This window comes from Pseudoalteromonas phenolica, assembly GCF_005876835.1.
Taxonomy (GTDB): Bacteria; Pseudomonadota; Gammaproteobacteria; order Enterobacterales; family Alteromonadaceae; genus Pseudoalteromonas; species Pseudoalteromonas phenolica_B.
Genome location: NZ_PPSW01000006.1, coordinates 218,637 through 232,289, shown reverse-complemented (window position 1 = coordinate 232,289; position 13,653 = coordinate 218,637). Strand labels below are relative to the sequence as shown.

Genomic DNA, 13,653 nt, shown 5'->3' with positions numbered 1-13,653 from the left:
TTTACGGTTGAAAGTTAGTTTTTTAGGTAAAATATTATTTTCTTTGATTTTTCTGAAAAATAAGTGGCTTTCTCGATTTCAGCGATAGAGGCGTAATAATTTGCTGCAATCTTATAACACTGTGACGTTTTAGTAGCGTTTTCCTGTTCAGAAAAGAAACGTAACATATCCCTTAACACTTTTTCGATTTTTGGATCTTTATTGTCAGAAAGTATATTCAGATATCGTATGCCTACGTAACCTAATATTTCTATATTTGCTAGTTTGTTCTCTTCGTATAGTTTGTAAAGGAAATTAAAATCGTTATTCACATTGCTTGATAAATCACTAATTGAACTTTGTTTATTTAGCTCAGACTGAAGTTCGTGTTCCACCCAATTTGCATATATCTTTTGCTCTTCTGTTTTGAAATACCCCTTGTTTGATTTTAATAGGTCTAATGCTTCTTCATGTTGTCTAAAGTTTTTTAGTACTGTTATCTGTAAAATATTAAACTCTTCAGTGGCCTCTGGAATTTCATGTACTAATAGATTTTTTGCAAAATTTAGTTTTTCTGAAGACTGCGCTTTCTTACCTTGTCGACTTAATACTAGGGCCTGCCTTGCTAAAATAAACAATTGCAACCTTAAGTTGTTTCTTTGCAATGCAAATTCATACGATAACTTATAGTGTTTTAATGCTTTTGAGAACTCATGATTAACTCGGTTTTTTTCTGCAAGTTGATACCAAGTTAGTGCTAGTTTATTCACTTCATTATTTACTTTTTTTTCGTCAGTTACTTGGGAACATGCAGCTAGAAAAATGAGTAATATGCTAAATACTATTTTATGTCTCATTGTACTTCTACCGTAAGCGCATCATCAACCTCTTTAATCCCACCTTTTAAAATTGGATTGTTATTTAATGCTTGTAATGTTTTTTCAAGTTCAGACAACACTTGTTGGCTTTGATAGATAGTCATCATCAATTGTGCTCTTTCTGTATGAACCTCGGATAACATGCCTCTTACCAAGACTAAGTTTTGATTAATGTTACCCAACACCAATGGCAGTTGATTATTTGTTACTCTGCCGACCAGTTCGTCTGGCGATTTATAGTTGCTAATAACTGACTCAGATGTGATCAATAGTTTATCGACTCTGACTAAAGACTCATTTAATTTCTCAGCAATAATGGGAAGTGTTTTTAACCACGTTTCTGTTTGCTCAATGGTTTGATCAGCTTTAGTTACAATGCCACTTTTTTCTATTGAATCTGTGATCCGTAATAACTGCTCACTTATTTTTGCTACTCGGTCTAGTGCTCTAAATAAAGACCCTGCGTTTGGGTTATCTTCTTTTTGAAGATTGGTAAGCAGCGAATTTATATTTTCAAGAATAGAATCAAGGTCGTCTTTGGGTAATATCGCCCCATATGATGCTTCAAGCGCTTTTGCAGCATCACTGCTAGCGTGAAGTATTAGCATCCCAGCTGTTATTTCTGGCGCATCTTCTTTACTGTAAGACAACTCAGGCGTGTAAAGTGTGAACGAGTAAACCTCGTCAAATATCGGGTGCTGCTCGCTTTTTAAAATAGAATGCTTTGTTAATAGTGGAATGTATTCTGATAAGATCCAAAAATTAGCTGTGATCTTTTTTGTTTCGAAATTAAACTCGTATGATTCAACTCGTCCTATTTCTATACCCTTAAAATAAATTAGTGGCATAGATTTTAAACCGAGCGCATCATCAAGCTCTGTATAAAAATATTTTTTATCTGCAAAGGTATAATTCGAACTCAATACAGAAATAACTGTGATAACTAGAAACAAAACACCTATTGATACAAACACAATCACTGATTTATGCTCTTTCGCTAAATTATGCTGCATAACATAAACCCGATTTAAGCTGATAAACTGAGTCTGCAAGGGTTGAAATAACCCGCCTGTTAGAAAATAGGATCTGAGTTACCCCTGAATTTTTTAAGTTTTTAATTAGATTAATTTCATAGTCTGCCCAATGACAGTCGACTTCACAAATTGGTGAATCCCAAATAATAACGCTAGGTTGAAGTATGGTTGCTCTTATTACACCTACTAGTGATGCCATACCAATCGATAAATGATCGGTTCTCAGCTCTAACTGATTGTGTAAACCTATTTCTTCACATTTAGATTCAATGATTTTAAGTTTGTCTTGATAACTTAAATCGTTACAAAATTGATTAAGAGGTAAAAGTAAATTCTCTTTTAAAGTAAGGTTTGAGATCAGTGCTGGTAGTTGAAAAATAGCGCCTGTTTGTTTTTTATAGCTGTAATATTGCGATTTATCCATATCTGGTAAACACACATTGTTATATACAACACAGCCATTCTGGGGTCTAACAATGTCACAGAGCATACTAAATAGTAGCGACTTACCAGAGCCCGAAACACCTTTAATTACACAACATTCACCACATTGAACTTCTAAGTTCAAGTTGTTAAAAACATCTCGTCCTTGCAGTTTATGATGTATTTTTCGTAATGAAAGGTTCATAAAACACCTAAGTCAAGTAATAGGGTCGAACTCAAAACTAAATGGACTATACAAATTATAGTTAAACTTTGACCAACTGCTTTTATATTCCTTTGCGGTACTTCTGTTATTGCCTTATTGACTTTTAAACCGTGAAAACATGAAATGAGTGCAACTAACAACCCACATAAAACAACCTTAGCAAACATTATGATCAAATCTACAAGCGTTAGTTGATTTAAAAGCTCACTTATAAAACGTACCAAAGGCATATGATTAAACAGTGACACAGTAAGAAAACTACTTAAGGTGCCTGCTAACACAAAATAGCTCATCAATAAAATAACTGAAAAAAGCATACCCAAGACTCTGGGGACAACAAGATATGAAATGAGTGAAATCCCCATTGCATTGAGTGCATCCATTTCTTTTGCCACAACCATATTGCCAAGCTCCGTAGTGATTGCGGTGCCTGAGCGTGCCAAAACAATAAAGCAAACAATAAATGGGCCGCCATCACGGACAATACTGACTATCAGTATGTCGTATATCAATGCTTGTTGGCCTATAGAGGTGAGGATTGGGTACCCCTGCGCTATGATTAAAACGCTCAATACAAAAGAGATCGTAAAAATGAGAGACAAGGCTTCAAGGCCTGTAAATCTGATCTGTTTAAATAACACTTCTGCGCTGATTGATTTATGACTGTGAAAATCAAAGCAATCAGCAATGACATAATAGGAAAATGGAATAAACCCTAATCTGAGCATCCCCCCTCCTCTTTTTGTCTTAAGTGAACTAGTTTGTTGTGAATTTACTCAAATCAACATGGTCGATTTGCTCAGGTTTTAAAAACTGCTTCGCATAATTAAGATAAACACCTGACTTTAGAAATATCTCAAATAAGTCTGGATCTAAATGATCATGCTGCGTCATTTTCGACATAATCATTAAACACTCACTGAGTGGTTTTGCCTCTTTATAAGGCCTGTCAGCGGCGGTTAACGCCTCAAAGATATCAGCAATCGCCATCATTCTTGCTGGTACTGACATTTGATCTCTAGTTAACCCCTTTGGATAACCAGTACCATCCATCTTTTCATGATGGCCACCAGCAAACTCTGGAACACGTTTTAAATGTTTAGGAAATGGCAAAGCTTCAAGCATAGATATGGTAATATCCATGTGCTTATTGATTATGTCTCTTTCTTCGTTGGTTAACGTGCCTTTAGTGATATTTAGATTTTTGACTTCATTGTCTGACAAGATTGGCTGGACTTCGCCGTCGATTGTTACTTTAAAGCGTTCAGCAAGGTCTAATACACGTTGTTTGAAAGTATCAGACATAAACTCGCCTCCTAAGTTTATTTGCTTTAAAAATGACAGCTCAGATTCTAAATAACTAATTTCTTGCTGATAAACACCTTCTAACTGTGTAAGCTCTTCGATACCACGACCTTGAGTATTAAGCTTATTTCTTAAATAAGTAATTTCTGCATCTCTTTTAGCTATTTCTATTTTACTCTTTATCAAATCGATTCTATCGAAAATACACTCAAGCTTAGTTGATTTGTCCATTACAGACTCTGGAATAGCGATTTTGCCACAGTCATGTAACCAGCCAGCGACTGATAACTCATGTTTATCAGCGTCGTTCATCGTAAAATCTTTAAGTGGGCCTGTTTGATATTGATGAACGGCCTCTGCAATCATCATGGTCAATATAGGCACTCTTCTACAGTGACCACCAGTGTATGGTGATTTTTCATCGATGGCTTTTGCAATCAAGCGTGTGAAAGATTGAAACAACTCTTCCATATTATCAATGAGCTGCCTGTTGGTGAGCGCCACAGCAGCCAAAGCTCCAATTGAACATATTAAATTTACTTGCGTTTTTGTAAAAGGCACAACTTGTCCATTTACTCTAGGATTAATAAGCTGCAAAACCCCGTTAAGTTCATCTTCGTGGTTTTCAAGTGGGATAGTTAGTACGGATTGCGTGTGATAGCCCGTTTTTTCATCCATTTGCCTAGCAGCGGTTAAATCATATTCAGCACAAGCATAAACATCTTCAATACAAATGGGCTTTCTAGTCGCTGCTGATATTGCCACGAGCGCTTTTTCATTCGGTTTATTATTGATAAATATAGGAATCGGAGAATACGGAATGTCTTTGTCTGAAGTACCACCTAAATGAAGTTCTAACGGTTTATTAATTAATGTCGCAAACCCTAAGTACTCATGCTCTATTACTGAATATATGGTCCCTCCATCACACTCTGTCAGAGCCATAGCACTTAACAATATATTTTCTAGCAAACGTTCAGTACAACGTTCAGAAGCAAGATCTGTTGCTAACTTTAGTAGGTGCTCTAATGCAAGTTGACTGCCATTTGCATCAATAGTATTTGGATTCTCAGCAATTGCTTGGGTCATTTTTAAACCTTATTTAGTAACATGTTTATAGCTACCATCCCAATCCTCACCCAGATCGGTCGTTCTTAGATTTTTGATTCGCTCACAAAAAATAGAATACAGTTTTTCTTCTGGGTGATTATTCATAAGTGTAGTAAATCCTAGTAATGATTCATCCCAATTTTGACTTAAATATGAAGACCATGCTTTTTTATGTAAATTAACTTTTTTAATTCTTTCAGAATCTAATTCCGCTGTTAATCCCACAGGCTCATAGATAGAAACCGCCGTTTCTTTTCCTTTTACTTTAACTCTGTCTATAGGTCTAAAAGTGATGTCCTTACAGGTTGAGTAGGTTAATTCGCTAACGAGTATTTTGACGCCGTAATATTTAGTTATACCCTCTAATCTTGATCCTAAATTCACTGCATCGCCTATTACTGTGTATGCTCTACGATAAACTGAACCCATATCCCCGACATTCATATCACCAGAATTAATGCCAATGCCAATTTCTAGTTTTGGCATATTCTGTTTTGCAAGTTCGCTTTCTAATTCTTGAACTTGACGCTGCATTTTAAGAGCACATAACACTGCGTGTTGTTCATGCTTATTCACTTTTAGAGGTGCATTCCAAAAAGCCATAACCATATCACCAACATATTTATCAATCGTGCCCTCATGCTTAAATATGATTTGCGTTATAGGAGTAAAATAAAGATTAAGTAACGCTTTCAGTTCAGACGCATTTAACTGCTCTGAAATAGCAGTAAAATTCCGAATATCTGCAAATAAAACCGTCATATATCTTTTTTCTCCAGACATAGACAGCGATTTGGGGTTATCTAACATCGATTGAATATGGGCAGGTGGTACATATTGATCAAAAATACTCTTGATTTGGACCTTTTGATTATGTTCGTTTAGAAAGCTCAAACTACCTAGTACGACTACTTGGAGGATCAACATTGCTAAAATTGAGACTTGAGGGAAATCTAAATAATGCAGACTCCAACCATAAATATTTAATGATAAAAACGAACTGATAGAAACAAACGAATATACAACAATACCTGTCAGTTCGAGTGTGGGTAAAACAAAAACACCGACTAGCCCAACAACGAGAAGTACTAAAACTACTGCGCCGTCTATCCAATCAGGTCTACTAGGTAATAACTCTGGAAAGATTAATCCTTCTAATAGATTTGCATGAACCTCAACACCTGGATATTGAACCCCGACAGGGGTTGTTCTTAAATCAGCATGACCGACTGCGGATGTACCAACAAACACAATAGATTGATCAAATAAAGTTGCATCAAATTTACTATCTAATACATCACTTGCAGAAACATAAGGAAAACTAAATGCAGGACCTCTAAAGGGAATCGCCACTCTACCATAGTCATCGGTTGGAATTGTTTCCATACCTAGTTTTAACCCAGTGATCGTATAGTTATCACCAAACTCTGTAGACTCAACTTTTATATTATCCGATAAGGTATAAAGTCTTGCGACTTCGAGTGATAAAGAAGGGTAAAGCTTCCCATTGTGCTTTGCCAACAACATAGCGTATCTTACGAATCCATCTTCATCAGGCGCACTATTTATAAAACCATTTCCAAGTACACTTTGTTGTAAAAGCTCAAGACCAGCTACATAACCAGAGAATTCAGGGGCTGGTAATGCTTCAATTAAAACATCGCTTTGAAAAACAGATTCTGGCAGCGTGCCAACTTGCAAAGTTTGATTGTGCTCTAGCAATAAACCTATTACAGAGTCACTTTCTGTTAAAGCAGTAGAAAACGCTTTATCTGCGTCATAGTTGTCTCTGATCTGACTAAGCGCGTTATTAAGTATAGCGTTTTTGCTCTTATTGATTACCCTATCAATCGGGTTTATTTCAGGCTCAGAAAACAACACATCGTAAGCAATGACGGATACACCTGCGTCTACCAGCTTTTTATGTAATTGTGCAACGACAGAGCGACTCCATGGAAATCTGCCAAGCTTTTTAATACTCTTTTCATCTATATCAACAATAATGATCGGTAAGAACGCTCGTTTGGGGTGCATTTTTAAAGTTGACTGAAGTCTTAAATCATAAGCTAAGCCTTCTAGGCGCTTAAAAAAATCGCCCTGCTTACTGCCAGGTACTAAAAATGAAAGATGTATGAAGATACAAAGTAAGATTATGAAGAAGCCGCTAAGCCATTGAAACTTGAAACGTGACCAATTTGCTCTCACACTCATATGAGCGTTAAACCTTCATAAGCAAATAGAATATTAAACGGGTACTCCCCCTTCTGTAACTCAGATTGTAACTTGTCAATTTGTTCATCTGTTCTATCCGGATCATGACTTACAAGAACTAAGTTCTTCACTTGTGCTTGCATGGCAAGATCTAACGCATGCTGTATCTGACTATGCCCCCAACCTCTTTTGAATGGATAGTCTTCAGGTAAGTACTGCCCATCATGAATTAAATAGTCTGCTTTAGCGCAAAACTGAACCCATTTTTCAAAAGTGGTAGCAACTGGGTAAGGGGGAAATAATTCATTGTCAGTTGCATAAACAAGTAACTTGTCATCTGCAATAATTTTATAAGCGCTTCCCCCTCCTGGATGGTTCATTCTGCAACGTGATATCTGAAAAGATTGATATTTCCAAGAATTGTTTTTTATCGGAGTGATTGTAACAGTTGCTGAAAGCTCATTTGAATTTATTGGAAAAAAACTTCCTTTCATTTGCTTAAGAATTGCATTTGGCTCATCTTCTTCTGTTAAGCCCGGTATTATGTTTATGTTTTTTTCAGGCATATAGGCAGGTATGAAATATGGAAAGCCTTGAATATGATCCCAATGATTATGACTTAACAGAATATATATATCATTAGCATATTTTTGAATGTCCTTTCCTAGGTTTCTAATGCCTGTTCCTGCATCTAAAATTAAAAAATCAGAACCTTTATTTTCTAATAGTATACTGGTCGTATTACCGCCATACTTGACTGTGTTTTGCCCAGGAGTTGGCACAGAGCCTCTTACACCATAAAAGGTTAATTTCATCAAAAACTCCTGTTACTGTTCAGTTATTTGAATAGCTGCCACACTGATTCTTTTGTTAATAGTATCTTGTAATACGAGTAAGAAGCTGTCATTGCTATTATGGTATTGAACATCAATAAGTTCGTCCGCGGTATCAATATCTAATAATTGGAAACCTGACTCATTAAACTGCAGGTCTAATAAGTCTGTCAGATCATCAAGCCGTAATCTTGATATATACATTGCATTGATTGTTTGAGACTGAGAGAAAAGCATCAATCTATTTTGCGAGTCAAAAACAACTTTTTTAATTGTAACTAAATCATCCGAATAATTACTAAAATTAAAGATGCCATTTGTCGCAAAAGAAACATCGAGATCTCCAAGGTTATTCACTTTTGCGATGAAGTTAGATGAAGCTAATTGCCCGTAAATATAAAAACTTCCAGATGAGTCAAGCAAATAACCATTTACTGATAAGTTCTGACCGAGCAATGCCCCGACATCAATGACTGCAATACCCGCTTCTCCAAATTCAGGGACTAAATTACCCTCACTATCTACATTCACAATCACAATACGGGGAGAAGTATAAGATTGTCCATCAATGCCTATACCAAATATTCCAGTATCCGTGACTTTGATTTCATCTATTTTAAAGGCTGTGTTAGCGCATTCGTACCCTGATGGGGGCTCAAACGTAAAATCAGATAAATTGCTTCCCGTTGAAGATAAATAAACGCCAACTGATTTAGTGATGCAGCCATCGTAAATATCACTTAATAATAATTGTTCCTGGCTTGCTAGTTCGTGTATGTACAAAGGTTTAATTGATTCAGCGGTAAAATCTGAGGACGGTAAATAACTGACGTCATTTCCATGAGCATAGAAATTGTCAGGTATGCCAGATGAGGTTAATTTTGAAATAAATGCCGAGCTGTCACTTTCATTGCCGACTAAAAACAGTGAATCATCATCGTTAACTGATAAAAACGTTGAATTAGCATCAGAGTAGAAGTTAAGCCTACTTAAACCTTGATCGCCAAATGATTGATTTACATTTCCAGTAAAGTCTAAGCTATAAATATAAGGCACACGTTCGTTTTGCCAATTAAGGGCATGTCCGGCAAGGAGTAAATCGCCATCGCTTTGTTTCGCACTTGCAATGACAACCTCATCAGAGGATGAAGAGTTTAAAGTCGTTTGACCTTGAAAACCAAATTCAGTGTCTAATCCACCAGTTAAACTTACTTTAGCAAGCCACTGACTTGCAAAATAGTTATATCCAATATTACCGTGATTATGACCATATAAGACTAATGCTGAGGTGGTTGATAAAGTGCCATGGCTCCTTATGCCTTCAATATCATAAACTGTTACACCTGAGTAAGGTGCAGACCAATTCGCATCTATTTTTCCGTCAAGTCCAACCTTCATTAATTGCACTGCTTTATTACTACTATAAATCTCACGATTAATTGTGACATATATGGAGTCCGACACGGCTTTTAAATCTATTCCTTGGGCGCTTAAACTTAACAAATCATTATCGCTATCATGAGTAGGCAAGTCTTCTTCAGCATAAATTCGGTAACCTAACTCATTAAAAGTCGTATCAAGATTACCGTCTTGAGCCATTTTTAACAAAAAGAGACTATATTTACTTGGTGATGAGAAGTCACCTGCAAAGGTTAAATGGTCACCTGTCAGCATCAATTGATTATCAGGTAAAACAATCATTGACTTCACTCTGTTATCTACATTTTGGTTGGCTATGTCTAACTGAAGATAGCCCGCGTTTTGAAAATTGCTATCTAACGACAGATCAGCGGTATTCAATTTTGCTAAATAAATATCTAAATTGTTGCCCGAATTTTGAGTGTTGCCAAACACCATTAATTTATTATCTGATAACAGTGTAAATCCGCTTGCTTCACTGCCAACTTCTGCAATGAGAACTGCACTGTGAGATACAGAAAAATTCGATAAATCAAAACGGATAAGCCTTGCCTCAGTCAGATCAGCACCATCGATACTTGTGGTGTCATTAATCAAAGCAATGAGCACATTCGAATCAAGTATTAAGCTTACTGAAGACGCTTTTTTATCCGTGTCAGAAGCTACAATAAAATAACCTGTGTTCGCAAAACTTGTATCCAGCTCCCCTTGCTCAGTCAATCTCATTATGAAGAAGTCTTGGGAGCTGACTTGGTCTATATAACCTGAAACATAAACAAATTTATTTACATCATCAAAGACTAAATTTTGTGCGACAACATTTTGAGGTAACCCATCAACTTGAATACCTAAATCCGTTTCAAATACCCCTTCATGAGCAAAACTGTTGTCAATGTCACCAAATGGCGTAACTTTTGTTACAACTGCTCTGTGAATATTTCTGCCTTGAACTTCGTCGTAATGACCAATGCCTGACGCTATAAATATACTTCCGTCAGAAATAGTAATGGCTTTACCCACTTCATGGTGCTCAAGTGATGCCCTTAAATTAATCGAAGCAATGCCTGCATTCGCAAACTCGCTATTAAGGACGGCTATTTCTATGGGTAAGATCTCTTCAACATTAACTGTTAGTGTAGATTCAGCACACAGCGGAGGATCAATCACATCACATACCTTAGTCACGACACTATATTGCGCATCTCCATTAGCAATGATTGTCTCAATATCACCAATAGTAACTTGGCCTATGTTATTTATGGTAAATAATGCAGCAGATTCTCCAGACAACGTATAAACAATGTCATCATTGTCGGGGTCAGATGCTGTAATCGTTGCGATCATATCTCCTTGATTAAATTCTGTTGTTATATCGACCACTAAAGCTTCAATGGTCGGAGCATAGTTTTTATTATTAATTAAAATAGTTACAGATGTTGGCAGTGAACTTTCACCTTTACTATTTATTGCCCTGTAGCTCAATGTGTCGTTACCGACAAAATTGAAATTAGGTGTGTAATTTATTTCGCCTGTTTGGTTCACGATTGAAACTTCACCATGACTTGGCTGAGTTTCGATGATTAAAGGTGATTCTGAGATGGCTATTCCTCTGAAATCATCATTATTTAAAACATTTAAACTTATAGATTGATTTTTGAATGTTTCAGTACTATCGCTCTGTGTAATGGGAGAAGTATCTACTTCTAAAATGTTTATTGTCACAGTTGCACTATTAGAAAATACACCTTCATTATCTTTAAACCGATATGTGAAACTATCTAATGCAGTGCTTTGGTCAGTATTTGTGTATAACACATTACCAGAAGATAAAACCTCTAAATCACCGAATTGGGCAGCGTCTATTACTTCCATTGTTGAAATATTAATGGCGCCGTCGGTATCTGAATCATTTTGTAGTAAATTCAGCTCAAGCGCTGTGCCTTCATCAACATCAAAAGTATCGTCAATGGCTATAGGCGGTTTGTTAACTCTAGTGACAGTAATAGAGACTGTGGCTTCATTTGAAGAAGCCCCTTCATTATCCTTAAAACTATAAGTTAAAACATCTGTGCCATGAAAGCCTTCCTTAGGCGTGTAAATCATTCTACTTAGTTCAACAGAGAAAGTAGCTGTACCATTTTGTGGTTCAGCCAATAGCTTGATGGTATTCAAATCAATAGTGCCATCAATATCGGTATCGTTATCTAGAATATTTATTTCAATCGATGTGTCTTGTTGAGTCACGGCACTATCATTCATAGCAATCGGTGTTTTGTTTGGACCCGTTACATCAAGATAGACTGTTGATGGATTTGAATCTAACCCCTCTGTATCAGAAACAACATAACTAAAGCTGTCTTGTCCTCTGAAATCTGTGGCACTTTTATATTCAATTGTGCCTGCTTCTAGGTTTAATGTTACATCGCCATGCGTCGCTTGCTCGATAATCTGCAAACTTGCTCTGTCTATTTCACTGTCAACGTCATAGTCGTTTTCTAAAACGGCTATAGTGATAGACTGATTTTGACTGACTGTTATATCATCATTTTGCGTGATAGGTGCATCATTAACTGCGCTGATATTCAGCAATACGAACGCTGATGTTTTTACTCCTTCAGCGTTTTCAACTTCATATATAAAGTAATCAGAGCCATAAAAATTTTCGTCTGGGAAATACCTAAATGAACCAGTAACTGATAGCTCTAAAACCCCATTCATAGTCGTTTGAGATATTGATAAATTATATGACTCTAGATTTTCTCCAATGTCGTTACCTAAGATACCAGGCGAATCAATTATCAATACCTCATCTTCATTTAGTAAATAAACATCATTTACACTCACGTGAGTAGGTTGATTTACTTCTTCAACAACAGTAAGTTTTACTTCTGCGGTGTCTTCCCCCCCTTGTCCATCTTGAAGTTGATAAGTAAACGAATCTTCACCAATAAACCCTTGTTCGGGCGTGTAGCTAAATGAACCTGAACTATCTAAAAGCAAAGTGCCATGTTCAACATCTTTAACTGGTATAGTACTGATAGATAATTGTCCCCCATCAAAATCAATATCATTGAGTATGAGAGCGTTTGAAATGACACGGAATTCACTGTTTGCAGAAACTAGAAACTCATTGAATAATGCAACTGGTGCTGTGTTTATTTGCTTTATTGTAATCGTTACAATCGCCTCAGATGTAAGACCTTGTGGGTTTATAATTCTATATTTAAAACTATCTATTCCAGAAAAGTTATTTTGTGGCGTGTAAGTGAAATCACCATTTTCAAACAAGTTCAACTCACCATGCTCTGGGGCAATTAATGGCGTAAGCTCTAATATAATTGGGGACAGGCCATTATCTTGGTCATTTGTTAGTAAATTTCCACTTAATGACTCAAATTGTTCAATTAAAAATTCATCATTAACAGCTCTTGGAAAAATAACTTCTTGTGCCGAGATCAATATATTTTCACTAAAGGCACTCTCACCACTACCATCAATACCTGTCACTCTCGCATAATAGTTTTTTCTCGCTGATAGTTTCCCAAACACATGAGAGTTGTTGGTGATGGATATCATACGTTGGTTTGGCTCAGTCAGAATAAAATCAGATAAATCATCTATGGGTGACTCAGACAAATAAGCGTTGTATCGTAATATGCTTGATGATGCTAACCAATTTAATGTGACTGAGTCATCTTCCCTTATGCTTTCACGCATGATGACTTTTTCAGGTAACCAGTTAAACTGTCGGCTTTGTGCTATAGACACATTCCCTTGTAAATCTTCAACCCAAATTTGTAGCTGTATTGATCCCAGTGATTGATTGAAATTGTTTGGATTAATGCCTGTTTCAAAAAGTTGGTAAGGCGATGTGCAATTCTCGCTACATAATAGAAATGCTTTATCGCTTTGTGAAAAACCTAACCAAACTTTTTTTATCCCCTCTTCATCTTCAATTTGATCTGCTGTGACAGTTATATTTCCTTTTATAATATCGCCACTTTGCGGGGTGTTTATTTGTGCTTTCGAATTCATGAAGTCTGCAGGCACAAGTCGAGATTTCCTAAAGGTATTACCTTTGACCATTCTTTTGTAAGAAAAAGGATGTATGTGCTTGCTAAAAGAAGTGCCCTGAACACCATCAGAATGACTTCTATTAGGTATGGGTTGCTCTGAACTCTTCTCACTACCGCAACCGAGAATTAGAGTTACTAGTAACAGACAAAAAAGCTGAG

General features: G+C 36.4%; 8 protein-coding genes. All 8 read right to left on the bottom strand.

Annotated features, from left to right (window positions below; translation table 11 throughout):
• Positions 1 to 14: 14 nt before the first annotated feature.
• From C1E24_RS03525 to C1E24_RS03490, 8 genes are read right to left on the bottom strand one after another with little or no spacing between them, the layout of a single operon-like run.
• A complete protein-coding gene (locus tag C1E24_RS03525) occupies positions 15 to 836 on the bottom strand; it encodes a hypothetical protein (protein ID WP_138478779.1) in 822 nt (273 codons plus the stop codon).
• Positions 833 to 1,870, bottom strand: a complete 1,038-nt coding sequence (locus tag C1E24_RS03520; RefSeq protein ID WP_138478777.1) for an MlaD family protein — start codon at positions 1,868 to 1,870, stop codon at positions 833 to 835. Before C1E24_RS03520 ends, C1E24_RS03525 begins: the two co-directional genes overlap by 4 nt.
• Entirely contained in the window at positions 1,860 to 2,519 is a 660-nt protein-coding gene (locus C1E24_RS03515; RefSeq protein ID WP_138478775.1) for an ATP-binding cassette domain-containing protein, read from the bottom strand. The genes C1E24_RS03520 and C1E24_RS03515 overlap by 11 nt, the downstream gene beginning before the upstream one ends.
• On the bottom strand, positions 2,516 to 3,268 hold the full coding sequence (locus C1E24_RS03510; protein WP_138478774.1) for an ABC transporter permease: 753 nt from the start codon (positions 3,266 to 3,268) through the stop codon (positions 2,516 to 2,518). The genes C1E24_RS03515 and C1E24_RS03510 overlap by 4 nt, the downstream gene beginning before the upstream one ends.
• 28 nt (positions 3,269 to 3,296) lie before the next feature.
• Positions 3,297 to 4,934 (bottom strand): HD domain-containing phosphohydrolase, encoded by a 1,638-nt coding sequence (locus C1E24_RS03505; protein ID WP_138478772.1) that lies wholly within the window; start codon positions 4,932 to 4,934, stop codon positions 3,297 to 3,299.
• A 9-nt stretch (positions 4,935 to 4,943) separates the two neighbouring features.
• Positions 4,944 to 7,166 (bottom strand): CHASE2 domain-containing protein, encoded by a 2,223-nt coding sequence (locus C1E24_RS03500; RefSeq protein WP_138478770.1) that lies wholly within the window; start codon positions 7,164 to 7,166, stop codon positions 4,944 to 4,946.
• A complete protein-coding gene (locus C1E24_RS03495) occupies positions 7,163 to 7,981 on the bottom strand; it encodes an MBL fold metallo-hydrolase (RefSeq protein WP_138478768.1) in 819 nt (272 codons plus the stop codon). Before C1E24_RS03495 ends, C1E24_RS03500 begins: the two co-directional genes overlap by 4 nt.
• 12 nt (positions 7,982 to 7,993) lie before the next feature.
• Positions 7,994 to 13,453 (bottom strand): Ig-like domain-containing protein, encoded by a 5,460-nt coding sequence (locus C1E24_RS03490; RefSeq protein WP_171040749.1) that lies wholly within the window; start codon positions 13,451 to 13,453, stop codon positions 7,994 to 7,996.
• Positions 13,454 to 13,653: the final 200 nt, after the last annotated feature.